This is a genomic window from Pseudomonas cichorii, assembly GCF_003700275.1.
GTDB lineage: Bacteria > Pseudomonadota > Gammaproteobacteria > Pseudomonadales > Pseudomonadaceae > Aquipseudomonas > Aquipseudomonas cichorii_B.
The window spans coordinates 112,686-136,295 of sequence record NZ_RBRE01000057.1 but is presented as its reverse complement, the minus strand read 5'-3'; the positions used below and the strand labels follow the sequence as shown (position 1 = coordinate 136,295).

27 protein-coding genes are annotated in these 23,610 nt (G+C 59.4%); 2 read left to right on the top strand and 25 right to left on the bottom strand.

Annotation, left to right across the window (positions count from 1 at the left end; translation table 11 throughout):
- From ccmE to ccmA, 5 genes are read right to left on the bottom strand one after another with little or no spacing between them, the layout of a single operon-like run.
- Window positions 1-468, bottom strand: a complete 468-nt coding sequence (gene ccmE / locus ALQ04_RS15635; protein ID WP_122316651.1) for a cytochrome c maturation protein CcmE — start codon at window positions 466-468, stop codon at window positions 1-3.
- Window positions 465-641 (bottom strand): heme exporter protein CcmD, encoded by a 177-nt coding sequence (gene ccmD, locus ALQ04_RS15630; RefSeq protein WP_122316650.1) that lies wholly within the window; start codon window positions 639-641, stop codon window positions 465-467. The genes ccmE and ccmD overlap by 4 nt, the downstream gene beginning before the upstream one ends.
- A complete protein-coding gene (locus ALQ04_RS15625; RefSeq protein ID WP_122316649.1) occupies window positions 638-1,456 on the bottom strand; it encodes a heme ABC transporter permease in 819 nt (272 codons plus the stop codon). The genes ccmD and ALQ04_RS15625 overlap by 4 nt, the downstream gene beginning before the upstream one ends.
- 57 nt (window positions 1,457-1,513) lie before the next feature.
- A complete protein-coding gene (gene ccmB / locus ALQ04_RS15620; RefSeq protein ID WP_122316648.1) occupies window positions 1,514-2,185 on the bottom strand; it encodes a heme exporter protein CcmB in 672 nt (223 codons plus the stop codon).
- Window positions 2,182-2,823 carry a cytochrome c biogenesis heme-transporting ATPase CcmA gene (gene ccmA, locus ALQ04_RS15615; RefSeq protein WP_122316647.1) on the bottom strand — a complete coding sequence of 214 codons (642 nt, stop codon included), beginning with the start codon at window positions 2,821-2,823 and terminating at the stop codon, window positions 2,182-2,184. Before ccmA ends, ccmB begins: the two co-directional genes overlap by 4 nt.
- Before the next feature lie 189 nt (window positions 2,824-3,012).
- Here ccmA and ALQ04_RS15610 point away from each other — a divergent pair, with 189 nt between their 5' ends.
- Window positions 3,013-4,596, top strand: coding sequence for a flagellar hook-length control protein FliK (locus tag ALQ04_RS15610; RefSeq protein WP_122316646.1), 1,584 nt, complete (start codon window positions 3,013-3,015; stop codon window positions 4,594-4,596).
- Window positions 4,596-4,916, top strand: coding sequence for an EscU/YscU/HrcU family type III secretion system export apparatus switch protein (locus ALQ04_RS15605; RefSeq protein WP_122316645.1), 321 nt, complete (start codon window positions 4,596-4,598; stop codon window positions 4,914-4,916). Before ALQ04_RS15610 ends, ALQ04_RS15605 begins: the two co-directional genes overlap by 1 nt.
- 132 nt (window positions 4,917-5,048) lie before the next feature.
- On the opposite strand, the gene ALQ04_RS15600 is transcribed toward ALQ04_RS15605, so the two are convergent.
- The 20 genes from ALQ04_RS15600 to fliN all read right to left on the bottom strand — a co-directional run bounded on the left by ALQ04_RS15600 (window position 5,049) and on the right by fliN (window position 23,604).
- On the bottom strand, window positions 5,049-5,453 hold the full coding sequence (locus tag ALQ04_RS15600) for a DUF2802 domain-containing protein (RefSeq protein ID WP_122316644.1): 405 nt from the start codon (window positions 5,451-5,453) through the stop codon (window positions 5,049-5,051).
- Window positions 5,454-5,933 (bottom strand): chemotaxis protein CheW, encoded by a 480-nt coding sequence (locus ALQ04_RS15595; RefSeq protein WP_122316643.1) that lies wholly within the window; start codon window positions 5,931-5,933, stop codon window positions 5,454-5,456.
- Between the two features lie 57 nt (window positions 5,934-5,990).
- Window positions 5,991-6,869, bottom strand: coding sequence for a CheW domain-containing protein (locus tag ALQ04_RS15590; protein WP_122316642.1), 879 nt, complete (start codon window positions 6,867-6,869; stop codon window positions 5,991-5,993).
- A 102-nt stretch (window positions 6,870-6,971) separates the two neighbouring features.
- Window positions 6,972-7,760: a ParA family protein gene (locus ALQ04_RS15585; protein ID WP_122316641.1), complete on the bottom strand. Its 789-nt coding sequence runs from the start codon at window positions 7,758-7,760 to the stop codon at window positions 6,972-6,974.
- A gap of 46 nt (window positions 7,761-7,806) precedes the next feature.
- Complete coding sequence (motD, locus tag ALQ04_RS15580; protein WP_122316640.1) at window positions 7,807-8,694, bottom strand: flagellar motor protein MotD; 888 nt, start codon at window positions 8,692-8,694, stop codon at window positions 7,807-7,809.
- A gap of 6 nt (window positions 8,695-8,700) precedes the next feature.
- Window positions 8,701-9,441, bottom strand: a complete 741-nt coding sequence (locus ALQ04_RS15575) for a flagellar motor protein (protein ID WP_122316639.1) — start codon at window positions 9,439-9,441, stop codon at window positions 8,701-8,703.
- Window positions 9,441-10,595 carry a chemotaxis response regulator protein-glutamate methylesterase gene (locus ALQ04_RS15570; RefSeq protein ID WP_122316638.1) on the bottom strand — a complete coding sequence of 385 codons (1,155 nt, stop codon included), beginning with the start codon at window positions 10,593-10,595 and terminating at the stop codon, window positions 9,441-9,443. The genes ALQ04_RS15575 and ALQ04_RS15570 overlap by 1 nt, the downstream gene beginning before the upstream one ends.
- 51 nt (window positions 10,596-10,646) lie before the next feature.
- Window positions 10,647-12,911 carry a chemotaxis protein CheA gene (locus ALQ04_RS15565; protein WP_122316637.1) on the bottom strand — a complete coding sequence of 755 codons (2,265 nt, stop codon included), beginning with the start codon at window positions 12,909-12,911 and terminating at the stop codon, window positions 10,647-10,649.
- Window positions 12,912-12,943: 32 nt separating this feature from the next.
- On the bottom strand, window positions 12,944-13,729 hold the full coding sequence (locus tag ALQ04_RS15560; RefSeq protein WP_122316636.1) for a protein phosphatase CheZ: 786 nt from the start codon (window positions 13,727-13,729) through the stop codon (window positions 12,944-12,946).
- Window positions 13,730-13,748: 19 nt separating this feature from the next.
- Window positions 13,749-14,123 (bottom strand): chemotaxis response regulator CheY, encoded by a 375-nt coding sequence (locus ALQ04_RS15555; protein WP_183142189.1) that lies wholly within the window; start codon window positions 14,121-14,123, stop codon window positions 13,749-13,751.
- Window positions 14,124-14,381: 258 nt separating this feature from the next.
- On the bottom strand, window positions 14,382-15,122 hold the full coding sequence (gene fliA / locus ALQ04_RS15550; protein ID WP_025260876.1) for an RNA polymerase sigma factor FliA: 741 nt from the start codon (window positions 15,120-15,122) through the stop codon (window positions 14,382-14,384).
- Complete coding sequence (gene fleN, locus ALQ04_RS15545; RefSeq protein ID WP_025260877.1) at window positions 15,119-15,952, bottom strand: flagellar synthesis regulator FleN; 834 nt, start codon at window positions 15,950-15,952, stop codon at window positions 15,119-15,121. Before fleN ends, fliA begins: the two co-directional genes overlap by 4 nt.
- Before the next feature lie 115 nt (window positions 15,953-16,067).
- Window positions 16,068-17,396: a flagellar biosynthesis protein FlhF gene (gene flhF / locus ALQ04_RS15540; protein ID WP_122316635.1), complete on the bottom strand. Its 1,329-nt coding sequence runs from the start codon at window positions 17,394-17,396 to the stop codon at window positions 16,068-16,070.
- 11 nt (window positions 17,397-17,407) lie between these two features.
- Window positions 17,408-19,537 carry a flagellar biosynthesis protein FlhA gene (gene flhA / locus ALQ04_RS15535; protein WP_122316634.1) on the bottom strand — a complete coding sequence of 710 codons (2,130 nt, stop codon included), beginning with the start codon at window positions 19,535-19,537 and terminating at the stop codon, window positions 17,408-17,410.
- Window positions 19,538-19,718: 181 nt separating this feature from the next.
- Window positions 19,719-20,855, bottom strand: coding sequence for a flagellar biosynthesis protein FlhB (gene flhB, locus ALQ04_RS15530; RefSeq protein WP_122316633.1), 1,137 nt, complete (start codon window positions 20,853-20,855; stop codon window positions 19,719-19,721).
- A 1-nt stretch (window position 20,856) separates the two neighbouring features.
- The gene (fliR, locus tag ALQ04_RS15525; RefSeq protein ID WP_122316632.1) at window positions 20,857-21,642 is read right to left on the bottom strand and encodes a flagellar biosynthetic protein FliR; all 786 of its coding nucleotides are present in this window, start codon (window positions 21,640-21,642) and stop codon (window positions 20,857-20,859) included.
- 6 nt (window positions 21,643-21,648) lie between these two features.
- Window positions 21,649-21,918, bottom strand: coding sequence for a flagellar biosynthesis protein FliQ (fliQ, locus tag ALQ04_RS15520; protein ID WP_122316631.1), 270 nt, complete (start codon window positions 21,916-21,918; stop codon window positions 21,649-21,651).
- A 25-nt stretch (window positions 21,919-21,943) separates the two neighbouring features.
- The gene (gene fliP, locus ALQ04_RS15515) at window positions 21,944-22,696 is read right to left on the bottom strand and encodes a flagellar type III secretion system pore protein FliP (RefSeq protein ID WP_122316630.1); all 753 of its coding nucleotides are present in this window, start codon (window positions 22,694-22,696) and stop codon (window positions 21,944-21,946) included.
- Complete coding sequence (gene fliO, locus ALQ04_RS15510) at window positions 22,696-23,142, bottom strand: flagellar biosynthetic protein FliO (RefSeq protein WP_122316629.1); 447 nt, start codon at window positions 23,140-23,142, stop codon at window positions 22,696-22,698. Before fliO ends, fliP begins: the two co-directional genes overlap by 1 nt.
- Window positions 23,143-23,604, bottom strand: a complete 462-nt coding sequence (gene fliN, locus ALQ04_RS15505; RefSeq protein WP_122316628.1) for a flagellar motor switch protein FliN — start codon at window positions 23,602-23,604, stop codon at window positions 23,143-23,145.
- Window positions 23,605-23,610 lie beyond the last annotated feature (6 nt).

Genomic DNA, 23,610 nt, shown 5'->3' with positions numbered 1-23,610 from the left:
TTAGCCCTGCCTGGGTGGTATGGAGGATGCTGCCGGAGCGGACTGGCCACTTTCCTGCAACGCCTTGGTCACTTCGGGCGGCATGTACTTTTCGTCATGCTTGGCCAGCACCTCATCGGCAACTACCACGCCATCGGCGTTGAGCCTGCCCAATGCCACGATGCCCTGCCCTTCGCGGAACAGGTCCGGCAGGATGCCGCGATAGGTGATGGTCACGGACTTGCTGAAATCGGTGACCACGAAGCGCACATCCAGTGAGTCGGCAGAGCGTTGCAGCGAGCCCTTCTCGACCATGCCGCCAGCGCGGATGCGCGTGTCCAGAGGCGCTTCGCCGTTGGCGATCTGGGTCGGGGTGTAGAACAGATTGATGTTTTCCTTCAGGGCGCTGAGCGCCAGAGTCAGGGCAATGCTGACTCCGGCCAGTATCGCCAGGATGATCAACAGACGCTTTTTGCGCAGCGGATTCACTTCTTGCTCTCCCAGCGCAGACGGCGCGCCTCTTGTTGCAGGTAACGCCGACGCGCCAGTAACGGCAGCGCCACGTTGAGAATCAGCACGAACAGACAGATACCGTAAGCCGACCAGACGAACAGGCCATGGCGACCCATGGCCAGGAAATCACTGAATGACTCGAAACTCACTGTGCGCCTCCGCGGGATGAAGAAGGTCGGCTGGTCGGGTCCTGCCCGAGGCTGCCGAGGACTTCGGCTTTCACCCAACTGGTCCGCGCCTCGCGCTTGAGCACTTCAAGGCGCATGCGCAACAGCAGCACCGCGCCGAAGAAGCAGTAGAAACCCAGGGTCGTGAACAGCAGCGGCAACCACATCTCGGCGGGCATTGCCGGTTTTTCGGTCAGGCTGAAGGTTGCGCCCTGATGCAGGGTATTCCACCACTCCACCGAGTATTTGATGATCGGGATATTCACGACCCCGACAATGGCCAGCACCGCACAGGCCTTGGCCGCGCTGTCGCGATTGGTGATGGCGTTGCCCAGGGCGATCAGGCCGAAGTACAGGAACAGCAGAATCAGCATGGAGGTCAGGCGCGCATCCCAGACCCACCACGAACCCCAGGTCGGCTTGCCCCAGATGGCACCGGTCACCAGCGCCAGGGCCGTCATCCAGGCGCCGATCGGAGCCGCGCTCTGTAGCGCGACATCGGCCAGTTTCATCTTCCAGACCAGACCGACCACGCCACACACAGCCAGCATCACATAGCAGGACTGGGCCAGCATGGCCGAAGGAACGTGAATATAGATGATGCGAAAGCTGTTGCCCTGTTGGTAGTCAGGCGGCGCGAAGGCCAGGCCCCAGACGGCACCGATGCCGATCAGCAGCACCGCGGCAGCACTCAGCCAGGGCAGCAGGCGTCCACTGATGGCATAAAACGATTTCGGCGAACCGAGCTTGTGGAACCAGGCCCAACTGATGCTGTTTTTCATCACGCTGCTTTTCATCACGGTGCATCCCGGGTTTTTACTGATAGCCGGCAGCCGCCAGCCTCAGAACCTCAATTATTCGCCGACGCTGATCTTAAGGCCGGCGGCTATTGCAAAGGGTGTCAGGGTTACAGCCAAAGCGGTCAGGCTGCCAAGCCAGAGTAGATAACCGGTTGCCGGCATGCCTTGCAGGGCCGCGTCCAGTGCGCCACTGCCCAGAATCAGTACCGGGATGTACAACGGCAGGATCAACAGGGCGAGCAACAGGCCGCCACGTTTCAAGCCAACGGTCAGTGCAGCACCCACGGCGCCCAGCAGGCTCAGGACCGGCGTCCCCAGCAACAGGGAAAACAGCAGGACCGGCAGGCAGTGAGCAGGCAGACCGAGCATCAGCGCCAGCAACGGCGCCAACAATACCAGCGCCAACCCGGAAAATATCCAGTGTGCCAGTACTTTGGCGAGGACCAGAATAGCCAGGGGGTGCGGCGAAAGGACCCACTGTTCCAGTGAGCCGTCCTCGAAATCACTGCGGAACAGCCCGTCCAGCGAGAGCAGGACCGACAAAAGTGCGGCAACCCAGAGCAGTCCTGGCGACAAGGTTTGCAACAATTGAGTCTGCGGGCCGACCGCCAGGGGGAACAATGCAATCACGATAGCGAAAAAAACCAGTGGGTTGAGCAGTTCCGCAGGACGACGCACCAACAGGCGCGCCTCGCGGACCAGTAGCAGGGTAAATACATTGCTCATACCGACCACTGTCCCAGATCAATGTCGCGATAACCCGCCGGAATGCGGGTCAGTGTGTGATGGGTGGTCATGACGATCATTCCGCCTCGTTCGCAGTGTTCGGCCAGATGATTTTCCAGTTGCGCGACACCCTGCTTGTCCAGGGCGGTGAACGGTTCGTCGAGAATCCAGATGGGGGGTGCCGGCAGATACAGGCGGGCCAGTGCCACGCGGCGCTGCTGCCCGGCCGATAAAGTGTGGCACGGCACGTCCTCGAAACCCTGCAAACCGACGGACTCCAGTGCCTGCCAGATATCGGCGTCTTGCATCGGCTGATGCAACGCACACAGCCAGGAGAGGTTTTCTGCGGGGGTCAGCAGTTCCTTGATCCCCGCGGCATGGCCAATCCAGAGCAGGTTGCGCGCAAGCTCGGCGCGCTGCCTTTCAAGAGGCTGGCCATTGAGGCGCACTTCGCCGGTCGTCGGCTGCATCAGCCCCGACAACAGGCGCAGGAGACTGGTCTTGCCACTGCCATTGGGACCGCTGATCTGCAGCATGTCGCCGCTATCGAGACGCAGCTCGAAATGCTCGAACAGCATTCGCCAGTCACGCTCGCAAGACAGGCTGATCGCTTCCAGAAGTGGGGTGACAAGGGTCATCGATGGCTTCCAGCATTGCGCTGACGTCTCGCGGGGCAACGTACAGGGCGCAAACAGAGAAAGGGGCTGTTCAAGTAGGCATTGAAACGGCCGTTACATTGGTGCAACTTTATTTCCGGGCCATGCGTGGCCGGCATTATACATGTGTGTCCTGATACCAAGAGGGCAACTTCCACAGGTCGAGATTCGATGACGGGTGATATCACCAGCGTTCCTGCCGCCACACCGCCAACAGCCCTGCTGAAGGCGACCGTTACCCAGGCGCAGGTTCTGACACTGCTGCAAGCGGCAAGCAATCTCGTGCCCGAAGGCGAAACCGCCGAAGCCGAGGTGCTGACCCTCAAGCAGGTCAACCAGCAATTCCAGTTACTGGTCCGGCTGATGCTCAGCAATGGCAGCCAGACCAACCTGCCGGTCAGCAGCAGCCTGCCGTTTACGCCTGGAACCACCCTGCAAGTGGCACAAGCATCGCCCAATGAACTGACGCTGACCTTGCAGCAGATCAACAATGCGTTGAAAAACTCGCAAACCAGCATCGATCTTAAACAATTACCGCTGGGTACCCTGTTGCAGGCCAAGGTCATGACCAGCCAGATCGTCAGCCAGCTGGCCGGTAACCCGCAGAACTATCGCTCGATCGTGATGCTGCTCAATACCGCCCAGGCGGGTGCCAGCCTGACCATCGAGAGCCCGCAGCCATTGACCGTGGGCAGTCTGCTCAGCGCTCAGGTGCAGGGCAATCAGTCGCTGAGCTTCGTCCCCCTGCCCGGCCGCCTCGATCAACTGGCGGTCGCGCAACAACTGGCCACCCAGCAGAATCGCCAGGGCTCGCTGGAAAACCTGATCAGCGCCCTGCAGAACCTGCCGCGCACCAATCCCGGAATTTCCGCGCCCTTGCAGGCCAGCATCAATCAGTTGCTGGCCAACATTCCCGATGTCGAGCAGTTGACCAAACCGGCGAACGTGGCCCAGGCCCTGAATGCCAGCGGCATGTTCATGGAAGCCAAGCTGCTGGCCGGCCTGAACCCGATGCAGTCGCCGGACATGAAGGCCAACCTGATGCGCCTGATCGCGCAGATTTTGCCAGAACTGCCGGGCAACGCTTCATACAATGCCGCCGCGGCGTCGAACATGCTGACCCGGGTGATCCCCAGCACCATCCGCAACGCCTTGGGCACTCTTGGCCTGGTGGCAGCGCGCAGTCAGCCGAGCAGCTTTCCCCTGCCCTCCCGCGATGTCAGCGGCGGCGACAAGGAAGAAGACCTGGAGCTGCTGCTCAAACTCGCTGCGGCAGCTGTATCACGCCTGCAAAGCCATCAACTGGGCGGACTGGAGCAGACCCGCACCAACGCCGACGGGACGCAAGTCACCACCTGGCAGATGGAAGTACCGATGCGCAACGCTCATGACATCGTGCCTTTGCAGGTCAAGTTGCAGCGTGAAGATGCGCCGGAGCAGGAGTCGGCCGAGGATCAGGACGGCAATGAAATCAAGGAGACCCGGGAAAAACTCTGGCGCATCGACCTGGCCTTCGATCTGGAGCCGCTGGGGCCGTTGCAGGTGCGTGCACAGTTGATCCGCGGCACGCTGTCCAGTCATCTCTGGGCCGAGCGCCCAAGCAGTGCAAACCTGATCGGCCAGGAACTGGGCTATCTGCGCGAACGACTGATCGCCTGCGGCCTGGCGGTAGGCGAGCTGGCCTGCAGCCATGGCGCGCCACCACAAGGCCCGCGCACCGCACTTGAACAACGCTGGATCGACGAGAACGCCTGATGACTCAACCTGACCACATGCCTCGCCAGGCCATCGCCCTGACTTACGACGGGCAAAAGGCACCGACCCTGAGTGCCAAGGGCGACGATCAACTGGCCGAAGCGATTCTGGCGATTGCCAGGGAACATGAAGTGCCGATCTATGAAAACGCCGAGCTGGTCAAACTGCTGGCGCGCATGGAACTGGGTGACAGCATCCCGGAACCGCTGTACCTGACCATCGCCGAGATCATTGCCTTTGCCTGGCACCTGAAGGGCAAGTTCCCGGCAGGCCAGGACCCCGATGCGCCACCAATCGAGCGGGATATCACCCCTCGTTGACAAAAGCCGCATGGAATCAGATGGGAGGCAGCTTGCTGGCACAACGGTAAAGTTGCCAGCAAGCTGCCTCCCACAGTCTGAACTGTCCATGGGAGAGGCCTTGGCCGCGACGGGGCAAGACGCTATCTACAACTATTGATCCGCAGAGTTGCGATGCAACTTGCTCATCAACTGCGCTTCGGCCTGGGTCAGGCCGCAGGATTGAGTCAGCTCATCGACACTTGCACCCATGCCGACCAGGCGTGCGGCCTGGGCGAAGGACAGCGTGGAGGGATCGCGCTGTTCAAGGGCGGTGAGCTTGTCAGGCAGAGGCGCGACCATCGCGCGCAACTCGTGCAGGTCTTCCCCCATGCGTACCGTGCCGTTCTGGAAGGTGTCGACACGCTTGGCCAACTCCCGCAGCCGCTGGTCCCGCAGGGCAATGGCTTCATCACGCTCGGCGTCGAGTGCACGTTGACGCCGGGTATGAGTCAGGAACATTCCCAGGGTCACGACCCAGAGAATGCCCAGAAAGACGACTGCTACCTCAAGAATCAATCAGATGTTCTCCAGCTCGGACCACTCTTCTTCGGACATCATTTTGTCCAGCTCGACCAGAATCAGCAACTCGCCGTTCTTATTGCAGACGCCCTGAATGAACTTGGCCGTTTCGTCGTTGCCCACGTTCGGCGCGGTTTCGACTTCGGACTGACGCAGATAAACCACTTCAGCCACGCTATCGACCAGAATCCCGACAACCTGCTTGTCGGCTTCGATGATCACGATACGGGTGTTGTCGCTGACTTCCACCGGAGCCAGGCCGAAGCGCTGACGGGTGTCGATCACGGTCACAACGTTACCGCGCAGGTTGATGATGCCCAGCACATAGCTTGGCGCACCCGGCACCGGAGCGATTTCGGTGTAACGCAGCACTTCCTGGACCTGCATCACATTGATGCCATACGACTCATTGTCCAGGCGGAAGGTAACCCATTGCAGGATAGGATCTTCAGAACCTTGTGCAGACGACTTATTCATACCGCTAACCCCTCACGTGTGTACTCTGCGAGTGACGCGCCTGGCGTCAACCCATGATTATTTCGATTTTTTCAACTGCTTGACCGCGCCACTGGCTATCAGCTCGGCCAACTCTGCAACATCCAGCAACGCGCACATGTGCTCGATGACTGTCCCCGCCAACCACGGACGCTGACCACGATGGGTGCGCCACTTGATCTCGTTCGGGTCGAGACGCAATGAACGGCTGACCTGATGCACTGCCAGCCCCCACTCGTAGCCCTGAACCGAGATCACGTATTGCAATCCCTGGCGAAAATCGTCGCGGTAGCGATCAGGCATGATCCAGCGCGCTGTATCCAAAACTTTCAGGTTGCCTGCCTGACTGGGCAGAATCCCGAGAAACCAGTCCGGCTGACCGAACAAGGGTGTCAATTCCTGGCCTGCCAGGGGATAGATCGACCCCAGGCATATCAGCGGTACGGCCAACGTCAAACCCGCTACATCGAACAACAGGCACTCGAACGGTTCGTCGGCCCAGGCCGGACGCCCTTCAAGGGATGGCGGCGGAGTCGGCGTACGCTGTTCGGCAGCGATACTCAACTGCACCACCGGCTCGACCACTTCCACGGTCGGCACGGCAACTTCGGCTACCACGGCTTCGGCCACAACCACCGGTGCAGGCACTATTACAGGCGCCACTACAGGTGTTACCACCGGCGCAGCCACAGCTACGGGTACCGCAACCGGAGCAGGTGCCGCAACGGCGACTGCAACGGGTTTGACCTTCTGCTGCATGCGCGCATCGTAAGCCTGCTCCTCGCGCACTGCGGCCTGGAACTCATCGATAGTTTCCGACGGTTCTTCAAGCTCTTCAGTGGCTTCCTGAAGCAGGGCATCCAGATACGACTGCAATGCCATTTTTGGTCGTGTAGCAACTTCTACAGGGCGGTTCATACCGGGGCCCAACGATAAATGGAGCGAGTGCCGCCTGATAAGGTTATCGGCCGCATTGAGGCCTGACTTGAGCGGGCTGCACAGAAAGAATAGGCGCGCACGTCAAGCCACCTGAGCCGTGAGTTGCTCGGAGAGCATGTGTTTGAGCAGCGCCCGGTAAGCCATGACGCCACGGCTCTTGCCGTCGTTCTGCGAAGGTGTCACGCCCGCCCGGCTGGCATCGCGCAGACGGGTGTCGACCGGAACGTAAGCCTTCCAGACATGCTCGGGGTAACTGTCGCGCAACAACTTGAGCGTGCCCATCGATGCCTGGGTCCGGCGGTCGAACAGGGTCGGCACGATGGTATAGGGCAACGGTGTCTTGCGTGAACGGTTGATCATGGCCAGGGTATTGACCATCCGCTCCAGGCCTTTGACGGCCAGAAACTCGGTCTGCACCGGAATCGCCAGTTGCTGACTGGCCGCCAGGGCATTGACCATCAAGACGCCCAGCAAGGGCGGACTGTCGATCAGGGCATAGTCAAAATCCTGCCACAACTGCGCGAGGCTTTTGGCGATCACCAGCCCCAACCCGCTCTGACCGGGCGACTGGCGCTCCAGCGTGGCCAGGGCAGTACTGGAAGGCAGCAGGGAAATACGCTCATCGCTGGTCGGCAGCAACAACTGGCCCGGCAACCCGTCGGGGACCGAGCCTTTGTGCAGGAACAGATCGAATACGCTGTGTTCAAGCTCGTCGGGGTTGTGCCCGAAGTAGCTGGTCATGGAGCCGTGGGGGTCCAGATCGACCACGACCACGCGCTTGCCCGCGTCAGCCAGTAATCCGGCCAGGGCAATGGTCGTAGTGGTCTTGCCGACTCCACCTTTCTGATTGGCTACTGCCCAGACTCTCATTGATGTTTTTCCTTCCGCACAACGACGACCATATCGATAACGACTACTAGAGGGCGGGTGACGGAGAATTGACGGCGTTCGCGCGTACCGGCGGCTTTGCTGGCACAGGTGCAGTTTGTGTGCCAGCACGCCTCAATGCCGCATCAGGTTGTGCATTAGCCGTTCCGGTACTGGTCAGACTGCGGCGCACATCCAGGTTACGCGAGATGACCAGCACCACGCGCCGGTTCTTTGCACGCCCCGACGCCGTGGTATTGGAAGCAATCGGCTGGAACTCGCCATAGCCGACCGAGGCCAGCCTGGCAGGATTGACCCCGTCCATGGCCAGCATGCGCACAATGCTTGCGGAACGGGCCGACGACAGTTCCCAGTTGGTCGGGTACTGGGCCGTACTGATCGGCTGGTCGTCGGTGAAACCCTCGACGTGGATCGGGTTGTCGAAGCGTTTGACGATCCCGGCAACCTTTTCAATGATGGTGAACGCCTTGTCGCTCGGCATTGCATCGCCACTGCCGAACAACAGGCTCGAATTGAGTTCGATCTCGATCCACAACTCGTTGCCGCGCACCGTCATCTGGTCGGACTTGATCAGGTCGCCAAAGGCATCGCGCACATCGTTGGCAATGCTTTGCAGAGGATCGTCGGATTTCTGGCCTATGCCGGCATCGGTCTGCTCGCTATCCTTGAGCAGCGGCTGGGCAGGCGTGACGCTCTGCGGGCGCTGCTCACCGATGGGAATGGGCTTCATGGTGCGCTCGGCGTCGTTGAATACGCCGACCAGTGCCTGAGAAAGAATCTTGTACTTGCCTTCGTTGATCGACGAGATCGAGTACATCACCACGAAAAAGGCAAACAGCAGCGTAATGAAGTCGGCATAGGAAACCAGCCAACGCTCATGATTCTCGTGCTCTTCGGGTGGACGACGGCGAGCCATGCGGTGTTACTCCATGAAGCCTTGCAGCTTGAGTTCGATGGAGCGCGGGTTTTCACCCTCGGCAATGGAAAGCAGGCCTTCAAGCAGCATTTCCCGGTAACGCGCCTGACGATGAGCAATCGCCTTGAGCTTGTTGGCCACCGGCAAGAGGATCAGGTTGGCCATGGCGACACCATAAATGGTCGCAACGAAAGCTACGGCGATACCACTGCCCAACTGGCTCGGGTCGGCCAGGTTGCCCATCACATGGATCAGCCCCATGACCGCACCGATGATACCTACGGTCGGCGCATAGCCGCCCATGCTTTCAAATACCTTGGCAGCCTGGATGTCCCGGGTTTCCTGGGTGATGAGATCCACTTCCAGAATGCTGCGAATCGCCTCGGGCTCGGCACCGTCCACCAGCAACTGCAGGCCCTTGCGGGAATAGTTGTCGGGTTCGGTATCGGCAACCGTTTCCAGCCCCAGCAGACCTTCCTTTCGGGCGGTCAGGCTCCAGGCAATCACCCGGTCTATACCGCCAGCCAGATCGATGCGTGGCGGAAACAGAATCCAGCCCACGATTTTCACCGCACGCATGAAAGCGCCCATCGACGACTGCAACAGCGAAGCACCCAAAGTACCGCCCACCACGATCAAGGCTGCCGGGCCATTGACCAGAGCACTCAGATGCCCGCCTTCGAGAAAGTTACCGCCGATGATGGCAACGAATGCCAGGATAAGACCGATAAGACTCAGTACATCCATCAGAGACAGGCCTCGACCAGATGCCGACCGATATCGTCCAGACTGTAGATCGCGTCTGCCAGATCGGCTTTGACGATGGCCATTGGCATGCCATAGATCACACAGCTCGCCTCATCCTGAGCCCAGACGCTGCTGCCGCCCTGCTTGAGCAGACGGGCACCTTCGCGACCGTCGGCGCCCATGCCGGTCAACACCACGGCCAGCACCTTGTCACCATAGGACTTGGAGGCCGAACCGAAGGTGATGTCCACACATGGCTTGTAGTTGAGGCGTTCGTCGCCGGGCAGAATCTTGATTGCGCCACGCCCGTCGACCATCATCTGCTTGCCGCCGGGCGCCAGCAACGCAAGACCCGGACGCAGGATGTCGCCATCCTCCGCTTCCTTGACACTGATATTGCACAGCTTGTCCAGACGCTCGGCAAAGGCCTTAGTGAAGGCTGCCGGCATGTGCTGGATCAGAACGATAGGTGCCGGAAAATTGGCAGGCAGCTGGGTCAGGACCCGTTGCAAGGCAACCGGACCGCCCGTGGAAGTACCGATGGCGACCAGTTTGTAAGCCTTGCGCTTGGGCGCTGCCGAATGAGCATGTGCGGCCGGCGCATGAGCGTGGCTGGGCGCATGCGCAGCTGGAGCCGGCGCAGTACGGGTCGGTACGGTGCGGGCTGGCGGTACAGGCGCACGGCCCGGCGCTGCGGCTGGCGCTGGTGCCGGCGCGGCAGGTGCAGCAGCAGGGGCAGAAGCACTGAAACGGCGATTACTGCGCGCGATGCTGTTGATCTTTTCGCACAGCAATTGCTTGACCTTGGTCGGGTTGCGCGAAATGTCTTCGAAATTCTTGGGCAGGAAGTCCACTGCGCCGGCGTCCAGGGCATCCAGCGTAACGCGGGCACCTTCGTGGGTCAGCGAAGAGAACATCAGGACCGGAGTTGGAATGCGCTGCATGATGTGACGCACGGAGGTAATGCCATCCATCATCGGCATTTCGTAGTCCATGGTGATCACATCCGGCTTTAGCGCCAGAGCTTGCTCGATTGCTTCCTTGCCATTGGTCGCCGTGCCGACGACCTGGATGTTAGGGTCCGAAGAGAGAATTTCCGATACGCGGCGGCGGAAGAAACCGGAATCATCCACCACCAGGACCTTGACTGCCATAAACACTCCAATAGGCTCGGCAGGCAGCTTGCGCTGCCCGCGTCACCAGAATCAAATACGCCGTGCGGCGTAACGCTTGAGCATGCTCGGTACATCGAGAATCAAGGCGATGCGACCGTCACCGGTGATGGTGGCGCCCGACATGCCCGGCGTACCCTGCAGCATCTTGCCCAGCGGTTTGATAACCACTTCTTCCTGGCCGACCAGTTGATCGACCACGAAGCCGATCCGCTGGGTGCCCACCGAAAGGATCACCACATGCCCTTCATGCTGTTCTTCGTAAGCGGCAGAGCTGATCAGCCAGCGCTTGAGATAGAACAGTGGCAAGGCCTTGTCACGCACGATCACCACTTCCTGGCCATCGACGACATTGGTGGTCGACAGGTTCAGGTGGAAGATTTCGTTGACGTTGACCAGCGGGAAGGCAAACGCCTGGTTGCCCAGCATGACCATCAGGGTCGGCATGATTGCCAGGGTCAGAGGCACCTTGATGACAATCTTGGAGCCCTGGCCCTTGGTGGAGTAGATGTTGATCGTACCGTTGAGCTGGGCGATCTTGGTTTTCACCACGTCCATGCCCACGCCGCGTCCGGAGATATCGGAAATCTCGGATTTGGTCGAGAAGCCCGGCGCAAAGATCAGGTTGTAGCAATCGGTGTCGCTCAGGCGGTCGGCGGCATCCTTGTCCATCACGCCACGCTTGACGGCAATGCCGCGCAGAACGTTCGGGTCCATGCCCTTGCCGTCATCGGAAATCGACAGCAGGATGTGGTCGCCTTCCTGCTCGGCAGAAAGAATCACTCGACCGCCACGCGACTTGCCTGAAGCTTCACGCTCTTCCGGCATTTCGATACCGTGGTCGACCGCGTTGCGCACCAAGTGGACCAACGGGTCGGCAAGCGCCTCTACGAGGTTCTTGTCCAGGTCGGTTTCTTCGCCGACCAGCTCCAGGTTGATTTCCTTCTTGAGCTGACGGGCCAGGTCGCGAACCAGTCGCGGGAAGCGACCGAAGACTTTCTTGATCGGCTGCATGCGGGTTTTCATCACCGCAGTCTGCAAGTCGGCCGTAACCACATCCAGGTTCGACACGGCCTTGGACATGGCTTCATCGCCGCTGTTCAGGCCCAGGCGCACCAGACGGTTACGCACCAGCACCAGTTCGCCGACCATGTTCATGATCTCGTCCAGACGCGCAGTATCGACCCGTACAGTGGTTTCGGCTTCGGATGCCACCGCCTTTTCAGGCGCACCAGCCGGTGCACGCGCCGGAGCAGCTGCGGCCGGTGCCGGTTTGGCAGCTGGAGCCGGTGCCGGTGCAGGCGCCGGTTTGGCTACCGCAGCCGGGGCTGGCGGAGGCGCAGGTGGTGGCGCTGCTGCTGCCACGTTCCCGGCGACAGCCTGGGGCTCGAACTTGCCCTTGCCGTGCAACTCGTCCAGCAGGTTCTCGAACTCGTGATCGGTAATTTCATCGGAAGCAGCAGGCGCTTTCGCTGGAGCAGGAGCTGGAGCAGCCGCTGCAGCGACAGGCGCCGCAGCCACCGCGCCATCGAACGAACCCTTGCCATGCAACTGATCGAGCAGGGCTTCAAATTCGTCGTCGGTAATTTCATCGCCCGCAGGTGCCTTGCCACTGCTCGGAGCAGCCGCCACAGGTGCGGGTGCAGGCGCTGCAGCGGCATCCGGCGCAAACTGGCCCTTGCCATGCAACTGATCGAGCAACGACTCGAATTCCTGATCGGTGATTTCATCACTGCCGGCCGCAGCAGGCGCCGCCGGTGCAGTAACTGCATCGGACTTGGCTGCGCTCATGGTATCGAGCAGATGCTCGAACTCGGCATCAGTGATGTCATCGCTTGCAGCAGGCTCGGCAGGAGCCGCCTCGACGACAGGAGCTGGCGCAGCAACGGCCTCGGCCTCCTGAGCCGACTGAGGCTCGGCAAGACGCGACAGCGCAGCCAGCAGTTCTGGAGTCGCAGGTGTAAGGTCGGTACGCTCGCGCACCTGACCGAACATGCTGTTGACTGTATCCAGAGCTTCAAGGACCACATCCATCAATTCGGCGTCAACGCGGCGCTCACCCTTGCGAAGGATGTCGAACACGTTTTCGGCGATGTGGCAGCACTCCACCAGCTCATGGAGCTGGAGGAAGCCGGCGCCCCCTTTTACAGTGTGAAAACCGCGAAAAATTGCATTGAGCAGATCAGCATCATCCGGTCGGCTTTCCAGCTCGACCAACTGTTCAGACAACTGCTCGAGAATTTCGCCGGCCTCTACCAGAAAATCCTGAAGGATCTCTTCATCGGCGCCGAAGCTCATGGGGTGCTCCCTAAAATTAACCGTCAACAGACCTAGAAGCCGAGGCTCGATAGCAGATCGTCTACATCATCCTGTCCGGATACGACGTCTTCACGTTTATCGGCATGAATCTGCGGACCTTCACCCTGCGTGAGATGTTTTTTAGGATCTTTTTCCGCAAGGATCGCTTTTTCATCATGTTCGATGCCGGCAAAGCGATCGACATGGCTGGCCATGAGCACCAGTTTGAGCAGATTGCTTTCGACTTCAGTGACCAGTTGCGTTACGCGCTTGATCACCTGACCGGTCAGGTCCTGATAGTCCTGGGCCAGCAAAATGTCGTTGAGGTGGGTAGCAACCGTGTGCGTTTCCGTCTCGGTACGGGACAGGAAACCATCGACACGCTTGGCCAGATCACGAAACTCTTCAGCGCCGATTTCACGACGCATGAAACGACCCCAATCGGCGCTCAGCGCCTTGGCATCGTCACTCAGTCCGTTCATCAACGGCGTACTTTGCTCGACCAGATCCATCGTGCGGTTGGCCGCATTCTCGGTCAGTCTCACAACATACGACAATCGATCGGCCGCATCAGTGATCTGCGACACTTCTTCGGCTTGAGGCATGTTCGGGTCAATATGAAAATTGACGATCGCACTATGCAACTCGCGAGTCAGTTTGCCGACTTCCTGGTACAGGCCGCGATCACGAGCCTGGTTGAGCTCATGGATCAATTGCACGGCGTCACCGAACCGGCCTTTTTCAAGGCTGGTAACGAGTTCCTGCGCGTGTTTCTTCAGGGTCGACTCAAAGTCACCCAGCGAATCGTTGTTATCCATAGCGCCCTCGCGGCATGCATCAGCTATTGACGCGTTCAAAGATCTTTTCGATCTTCTCTTGCAGCACTTGGGCTGTGAACGGCTTGACGACATAGCCATTCACACCAGCCTGGGCAGCTTCGATGATCTGCTCACGCTTGGCTTCGGCAGTTACCATCAGCACAGGCAGGCTTTTGAGACGATCATCCAGGCGCACCTGACGCAGCAGGTCGATACCGGACATGCCAGGCATGTTCCAGTCAGTCACCAGAAAGTCAAAGGAACCGCTTTGAAGCATCGGCAAGGCAGTGATGCCGTCGTCCGCTTCGGATGTGTTGGTGAACCCCAGGTCACGCAACAGGTTTTTTATGATCCGCCGCATCGTTGAGAAGTCATCAACGATGAGGATTTTCATGTTCTTGTCCAATTCGACCTCCAAGCAGTCTTTAACGCATTCAGCACCTGAATACGCTGTTCACTCAATACTGGCACAGCACACCCCCGGCTGTACGAAAACGACGACGGGCTTGGCAAAACAACAGAACAGAAACCCGAACCAGCAGGCCAAAGGCTCTGTCTGACAGGCTCCTGCCTTGTCTATTCTGATACCACGCAACGCTCTGCACAGCCGGCTTGCGACAACCTGAGACTCTGATAAGTCACAAATCGCCCATCAACGCGCTCGCCACTCCCCCAAACGCCCTCGCAAACGAGCTGCGCACTGGCTGTGTAACTGGCTGACTCGCGACTCGCTGACCCCAAGCACCTCACCGATTTCCTTGAGGTTCAGCTCCTCGTCGTAGTACAGCGCCAAGACCAGGCGCTCGCGCTCCGGCAAGTTGGCAATTGCATCTGCCAACGCAGCCTGGAAACGCTCGTCTTCCAGATCCCGCGATGGCTCGAGCGAGCCGCTTGCGCCATCCTCATGCAGCCCTTCATGATCGCCGTCCTGCAAGAGGTCGTCGAAGCTGAACAGCCGGCTGCCTAAGGTATCATTCAAAATCCCGTAATAATCATCGAGACTTAACTGGAGTTCGGCCGCAACCTCGTGATCTTTAGCGTCACGTCCGGTTTTTGCTTCAATTGCGCGAATTGCGTCACTGACCATGCGGGTATTACGGTGAACCGAGCGCGGTGCCCAGTCGCCCTTGCGCACTTCGTCGAGCATGGCGCCACGGATACGAATCCCGGCATAGGTCTCGAAGCTTGCACCCTTGGTAGAGTCGTACTTGGTGGAAACTTCCAGCAGGCCGATCATGCCGGCCTGGATCAGATCCTCGACCTGCACACTGGCAGGCAGACGCGCCAGCAAGTGATAGGCGATACGCTTGACCAACGGCGCGTAACGCTCGATGAGTTCGTATTGCGAATTTCTGGAAGCCTTGCTGTACATTTGAAAGCCGCTCGCTGTCATTGAACAGGCCCCGCGCTGGTCTGATGGACAAGTCGTTCGACGAAGAACTCCAGATGACCACGTGGATTGGCTGGTAACGGCCAGGTGTCGACCTTCTGGGCAATGGCCTTGAAGGCCAGTGCACACTTGGAGCGAGGGAACGCCTCGTAGACAGCGCGCTGCTTCTGCACGGCCTTGCGGACACACTCGTCGTAAGGTACGGCACCGACATATTGCAGGGCCACGTCGAGGAAGCGGTCAGTCACTTTCGTCAGCTTGGCGAAAAGATTGCGGCCTTCCTGCGGGCTCTGGGCCATGTTGGCCAGAACGCGAAAACGGTTCATGCCATAGTCGCGGTTCAACAGTTTGATCAGGGCGTAGGCGTCGGTAATCGAGGTCGGCTCATCGCACACCACCAGCAGCACTTCCTGGGCTGCGCGCACGAAGCTGACCACCGATTCGCCGATACCGGCAGCCGTGTCGATCACCAGCACATCGAGGTTGTCGCCAATCTCGCTGAAGGCCTGGATCAGACCGGCATGCTGGGCCGGCGACAGATGAACCATGCTCTGGGTACCGGATGCCGCAGGCACGATGCGCACGCCACCAGGTCCTTGCAAAAGGACATCGCGCAGATCACAGCGGCCTTCGATGACGTCAGCCAGCGTACGCTTGGGCGTCAGGCCCAGCAGGACATCGACATTGGCCAGGCCAAGGTCGGCATCGAGCAACATGACGCGCCGACCAAGCTCGGCCAGAGCCAGTGAAAGGTTCACTGACACGTTAGTCTTACCGACGCCACCTTTGCCACCGGTCACTGCGATAACCTGTACGGGATGCATGCTGCCCATGTTATTTCTTTACCTTGTCTTGCGTAGACCGAAACCACATTACGGGCTGCACGTTCGCGAACGAACAATGCCTGGCAGACCATTGATGCAGGGACATTCCAGTAATATCCATCACTTACCCCACTCTCTTGCCAGGGGTGTGATAGAGGTCGGCAAACATATCGGCCATCGCTTCCTCGCTCGGCTCATCCTGCATTTGCACACTGACAGCGCGACTAACCAACTGGTGGCGACGCGGCAGGTGCAGGTCGTCAGGAATACGTGGTCCATCCGTGAGATAAGCCACAGGTAACTCATGGCCAATCGCAAGGCTCAGCACTTCGCCGAGGCTTGCGGTTTCATCAAGCTTGGTCAGGATGCAACCTGCCAAACCACAACGCTTGTAACTGTGATAAGCCGCAGTCAGTACCTGCTTCTGGCTGGTAGTGGCCAGGACCAGATAGTTACGGGCACGAATACCGCGTCCCGCCAGGCTTTCCAACTGCATGCGCAAGGCCGGATCGCTGGCCTGCAGGCCGGCGGTATCGATCAGCACCACGCGCTTGCGCAGCAGCGGATCCAGCGCCTGGGCCAGCGACTGACCTGGATCGACATGGGTAACCGGCACGTTGAGGATCCGGCCCAGGGTCTTGAGCTGCTCCTGGGCACCGATGCGGAAACTGTCCATGCTGACCAGCGCGATGTTCTGCGGGCCATACTTGAGTACATAACGGGCAGCCAGCTTGGCAAGGGTCGTGGTCTTGCCCATACCGGCCGGGCCAACCATGGCGATCACGCCACCCTCTTCGAGCGGTTCGACGTCAGGCACGGCAATCATTCGCGCCAGATGGGCCAGCAACATGCGCCAGGCCTGACGTGGCTCGTCGATTTCCGGGATCATCGCCAGCAGGTCGCGGGACAACGGGCCGGACAGACCGACGCGCTGCAGACGACGCCACAGGCTGGCCTGTTGCGGACGGCTGCCTTGCAGTTGATTCCAGGCCAGGGAGCCAAGCTGGACTTCCAGCAGCTCGCGCAGGCCATTCAATTCAAGACGCATCGAGTCATAGACGCGCTGCCCTGCCGGCTCCGCAGCGGCTGGCGCCGGTGCGTGGGCAAACGGGCGCGGCGGCTCTTCGAGCGTCGGTTCGATATGTTTGTCGAGAGCGCTCAACGGCATCCCGGAGAACAGCTGGCTGTTGATCGAAGCATCGCTTTCGCCGCGATTGTTCAGCTCCGCCTGGGCGGAAACGATACGCGACTGAGTCTTGCGCAGCTCGTCCTCAAGCTCCATGTTCGGCACACGTGGTGCCAACGCGGAAAGCTTGTAGTCCAGAGCGGCCGTCAGCTCGACACCGCCGGCAATGCGACGATTGCCAATGATGGCTGCCTCGGCACCCAGCTCATCGCGAACCAGTTTCATGGCTTGACGCATATCGGCGGCGAAAAAACGCTTAACTTGCATGACTCACTACCTCAGCCGTTAGGCCCGACAGTCGCTACGATGGTGACTTGCTTATTGTCAGGAATTTCCTGATACGCCAGAACATGCATGTTCGGTACAGCCAATCGTCCAAATCGTGACAGCATGGCCCGGATCGGACCTGCTACCAACAGAATTACTGGCGACCCTTGCATCTCCTGACGCTGGGCGGCCTCGATCAAAGAACGCTGGAGCTTTTCAGCCATGCTCGGTTCAAGAAGAACGCCTTCTTCCTGACCCTGACCAGCCTTCTGCAAACTATTGAGCAATATTTGTTCCAACCTTGGTTCCAGCGTGATGACAGGCAGCTCCGGCTCAATCCCTACAATGCTTTGCACGATTGCGCGGCTCAGACCGACCCGTACGGCGGCGACCAAAGCGGCGGTATCTTGACTCTTTCCGGCGTTGTTAGCGATGGCTTCGGCAATGCTGCGGATATCGCGAACCGGCACATGTTCAGCCAGCAGCGCCTGCAATACATTGAGCAATGCCGACAGTGACAGCACACCCGGAACCAGCTCTTCAGCGAGCTTGGGTGAGCTTTTGGCCAGCAACTGCATCAGTTGCTGGACTTCTTCGTGGCCGATCAGCTCATGAGAGTGCTTGTAGAGAATCTGGTTCAAGTGCGTTGCCACTACGGTACTGGCATCCACCACCGTGTAGCCCAGCGACTGTGCCTGGCTGCGCTGACTGATTTCGATCCAGACTGCCTCAAGACCAAACGCCGGATCTCTGGCAGTGATGCCGTTGAGCGTGCCGAACACCTGACCCGGGTTGATCGCCAGTTCGCGATCGGGATAGATCTCGGCTTCGGCCAGAATCACGCCCATCAGCGTCAAACGATAGGCGCTGGGTGCCAGGTCGAGGTTGTCGCGGATGTGTACGGTCGGCATCAGGAAGCCCAGCTCCTGGGACAGCTTCTTGCGCACACCCTTGATACGCGCCAGCAGTTGACCACCCTGATTGCGATCCACCAGCGGAATCAGGCGATAGCCGACTTCCAGGCCGATGATATCGATAGGCGTGACGTCATCCCAGCCAAGCTCCTTGGAGTCCTGGACGCGGGTCGGAGATGGCAGCAGTTCCTGCTGACGCTGAACCTCGGCCAATGCTTCGACCTTTGCAGTGTTCTGCCTCTTCCACAGCCAGTAGGCTGCACCACCGGCCACCAGGCCCAGGCTGATGAAGGAAAAGTGCGGCATGCCGGGCACCAGGCCCATCACAATCATGATTCCTGCCGAAACGGCCAGAGCCTTGGGAGAAGTGAACATTTGACGATTGATCATCTTGCCCATTTCTTCCGAACCGGAAGCACGGGTCACCATGATCGCTGCCGCAGTGGAAAGCAGCAGTGATGGCAATTGCGCCACCAAACCGTCACCGATGGTCAACAGTGTGTAGACCCGCCCGGCATCGGCGAAGGTCATGTTGTGCTGCAGTATGCCCACCAGCATGCCGCCGATGAGGTTGATGAAGAGGATCAGCAGACCGGCAATCGCGTCACCACGCACGAATTTGCTGGCACCGTCCATGGAACCGTAGAACTCGGCTTCCTGAGCGACTTCGGCACGGCGGCGCTTGGCTTCTGCCTGATCGATCAGGCCGGCATTGAGGTCGGCGTCGATCGCCATCTGCTTGCCCGGCATCGCATCGAGGGTGAAACGTGCGCTCACCTCGGAGATGCGCCCGGCACCCTTGGTGATTACCACGAAGTTGATGATCATCAGGATCGCGAACACCACGATACCGACGACGTAGTTACCGCCGATCACCACTTCACCGAAGGCCTGGATCACCTTGCCCGCGGCCGCGTGACCGTCCTGACCGTGGAGCATGACCACCCGGGTGGAAGCCACGTTCAGCGCCAGGCGCAGCAATGTGGCTACCAGCAGAATGGTCGGGAAAACCGAGAAATCCAGTGGCCGCAGGGAGTACACGCAGACCAGCAGCACCACGATGGAGAGTGCGATGTTGAACGTGAAGAACACGTCCAGCAGGAAAGGCGGCATGGGCAACATCATCATTGCCATCATGACCAGCAACAACAGCGGGATGCCTAGCTGGCCACGACCAAGGCCAGCCAAATTGCTACGTGCGCCACTGATAATCTGAGAGCGATCCACTGTTCTTTACCTGCGCACTAAATCAAAACTTTGACGCCCAAGGCGACCTGAATCGACCTATTGCAAAAAGCTGTCCAACTTTGGCAGCGAGTGGCCAGCACCGAGTCGCAAGCGGGTTATCGGCCTGTTTTATGCGGGGTTTTCGCGGATTGTGGGGGCGGATTCATCCGCGAAGAGACAATCAGGAATCGCGCTGCAGATCCGGCGGGATCGGCAAGTCACCTAGCGGATCGGGGCGCTTGCTGCGGCCAGAATGATACTGGCGGATCTGGTAGACGTAGGCCAGCACCTGGGCCACGGCCAGGTACAGCCCGGACGGGATTTCCTGCTCAAGCTCGGTGCTGTAGTAGATGGAACGGGCCAGGGCGGCCGACTCCAGGATCAGAATCTGGTTGTGCGCGCCAATCTCGCGGATTTTCATGGCGACCAGATCGGCGCCCTTGGCCAGCAACATCGGCGCCCCGCCCTTCTCGGGATCGTACTTGAGCGCCACGGCAAAGTGCGTCGGGTTGGTAATGATGACATCGGCTTCCGGAACCGCCGCCATCATCCGTCGATGCGACATCTCGCGCTGCAACTGGCGAATCCGCTGCTTGACCTCAGGACTGCCTTCGCTGTTCTTGTGCTCATCACGCACTTCCTGCTTGGTCATCAACAGTTTCTTGTGCGCCTCGTACATCTGGAAAGGCACATCGGCCGCAGCAATGAAGAACAGCCCGCACGCCATCCAGAAGCTGCTCCAGCCCACGACTTGCAAGCTGTGGATGATTGCCAGCTCCAGAGGCTCGTGGGCAATGGAAACCAGATCGTTGCGATCCTTGCTCAAGACCACCAGCGCCACCGCCAGGATGATCAAAAATTTGGCGAACGACTTGACCAGCTCCACCAGCGCATGCGGCGAGAACATGCGCTTGAGCCCGGAAGCCGGGTTCATCCGGCTGAACTTGGGCATCAGTGATTTGGTGGCAAACAACCAGCCGCCCAGCATGATCGGGCCGACCAATGCCGCGACCAGCATGGCAATCAGAAACGGCAACACCACAATCAGCGCATGTTCACCCGAACTGAGCAACATCTTGCCCATGTAGGTGGTGTCCATCAAGGTTTCACGGCTGATCGTGAAGTTGTTGCGCATCAGCTCGACCATCATTCGAGCGATGCCCGCCCCGAACATCAGCAAGCCGCCCGCCCCCATCAACATCACGACCAGGGTGGTCAATTCCTTGGAGCGGGCAATCTGTCCTTCGGCCCGGGAGTCCCGGACCTTTTTCTCCGTGGGGTCTTCTGTCTTGTCCTGGCCATTCTCGTTTTCAGCCATCTCAGCGGGCCCTCACCAGATCGCGCAGGGACTGCAAGGCCTGAACGGCCATGGGTTGGTACTGATTGAGAATGTCGGCCATGCTCATCCACAGGATGACCATGCCCAGCACCAGGGTCAGAGGAAAACCGATGGAAAAGATATTGAGCTGCGGTGCCGCACGGGTCATGACACCGAACGCGATATTGATGATCAGCAACGCGGTAATGGCCGGCAGCACCAGCCGCAGCCCCGAACTCATGACCCAGCCAAGCCCGGTGGCCAGCTCCCAGAAGTTACTGACCAGCAGACCACTGCCCACCGGCATCGTGGTGAAGCTCTCGACCAGAATTTCGAGCACCACCAGATGGCCGTTCATGGCCAGGAATATGAGCGTGACCAGCATGGTGAAGAACTGCCCGATCACTGCAGAGGACACGCCGTTGGTAGGGTCAACCATCGAGGCAAAGCCCATACCCATCTGGGTCGCGATGATCTGCCCGGCCACTACGAAGATATGGAAGAACAACTGCAGCGAAAGCCCCATTCCCGCGCCAATCAGGATCTGCTCACCGATCAGCAGCAGCGCGCTCAGGTCCAGCGCCTCGACCGGCGGCATGGCCGGTAGCACCGGCGCGACCACGACAGTCATGGCCACCGCGAAATACAGGCGCACACGCCGCGGCACCAGGGTCGTGCCGATGATCGGCATGGTCATCAGGACTGCGACAATCCGGAACAGCGGCAGCATGAAGCTGGCCACCCAGGTACTGATCTGGGTATCGGTCAGCGCAAGCAAGGGTTGCATGCGGGACTAGCCGATCAAGGTCGGAATACTGCCGTACAGCGACAGGATGTATTCCATGAATATTTTCAACAGCCAGGGGCCCACGACAATCAGGGTCACGAGCATCACGATCAGACGCGGAAGAAAACTCAAGGTCTGTTCGTTGATCTGGGTGGCCGCCTGGAACATCGCGACCAGCAGACCACAGATAAGGCTCGGCACTACCAGAATCGCAACCAGCACAGTGGTCAGCCACAGCGCTTCACGAAACAGATCGACAGCTACTTCCGGCGTCATCGGGCAGACTCCTCGTCAAAACGACTCATACACCACCAAAACTTCCCGCCAGCGTCCCGACGATCAGCGCCCAGCCATCCACCAGCACGAACAGCATGATCTTGAACGGCAAGGAAATGATCAGCGGCGAGAGCATCATCATACCCATGGCCATCAGCACACTGGCCACGACCAGGTCGATGATCAGGAATGGAATGAAGATCATGAAACCGATCTGAAAAGCGGTCTTGAGTTCGGAAATCACGAAGGCCGGAACCAGAATGGTCAAGGGCGCAGCGTCAGGCGTCTGAATGTCGGTACGCTTGGACAGGCGCATGAACAGGTCCAGGTCGCTGGTGCGAGTCTGGGCCAGCATGAAATCCTTGATCGGCACCTGCGCCTTGGCCACCGCATCCTGGGCACTGAGCTTCTCTGCCAGATAAGGCTGCAAGGCGTCCTGATTCACCCGGTCGAACACCGGAGCCATGATGAACATGGTCAGGAACAGCGCCATGCCGGTCAGAATCTGGTTCGAGGGCGTCTGCTGCAAGCCAAGGGCCTGCCGCAGGATCGAGAAGACAATGATGATCCGGGTAAAACTGGTCATCAGCATGACGAACGCCGGAATGAAACTCAGCGCCGTCATGATCAGCAGGATTTGCAGGCTGACCGAATATTCCTGCTGCCCGGCCGGGTTGTTGGACAACGTGATCGCCGGGATCGATAGCGGATCGGCAGCGAACGCGACAGGCGCCGCGATCAGCAGCGGCAGCAATATCAGGAAACGCAAGGCACCCATCACTTCTTGTCCTTATCCTTGCCCATCAACTCCAGCAGGCGCTGGGCGAACTCGGGAGTTGCCGACTCGCGCACCGGCATCTGCACCGGCTCCTTGAGCACATGCAAAGGCGTAATGCGTCCCGGCGTGACACCCAACAGAATCTGTTCGTTGCCCACCTGCACCAGCACCAGTCGATCACGCGCACCAAGCGCCCGCGATCCCAGCAGCTCGATGACCTGATTACTGTTGGGGCCAACGGTCTGGACCCGGCGCATGACCCAGGCCAGCACGAAAATAAGGCCGACCACGAGCAACAGGCCAAGCAGCAATTGCAACACTTGCCCGCCCATCCCGCTGGAAACCGCATTGCCGGCCTGTGGCGCCGCGGCAACCGCCTGGGCCACAGGTTCGCTGGCCAACGCCAGCGAAGGCAGCGTCAGCAGAACACTCAGCAAGCGCCTCACTTAGCGCAACTTCTTGATGCGTTCGCTCGGACTGATGACATCCGTCAGACGAATGCCGAACTTCTCGTTCACCACGACCACCTCGCCGTGGGCGATCAGGGTGCCGTTGACCAACACATCCAGCGGCTCGCCAGCCAGACGATCCAGCTCGATCACCGAGCCCTGGTTGAGTTGCAGCAGGTTACGGATGTTGATGTCGGTGCTGCCCACTTCCATGGAAATCGACACTGGAATATCCAGAATCACGTCCAGGTTGGGGCCGTCCAGCGTCACAGCCGCATTGTTCTTGGGAACGCTGCCGAACTCTTCCATGGTCATGCGCGAGGAAGAATTACCTGCATCGGCCGCCAGCAATGCGTCGATATCGTCCTGACCACCTTCGCCGGCTTCACCCAGGGCCGCAGCCCATTCATCGGCCAACGCCTGATCTTCAGCAGACGTCATTTCGTTTTCATCAGCCATCGGTTG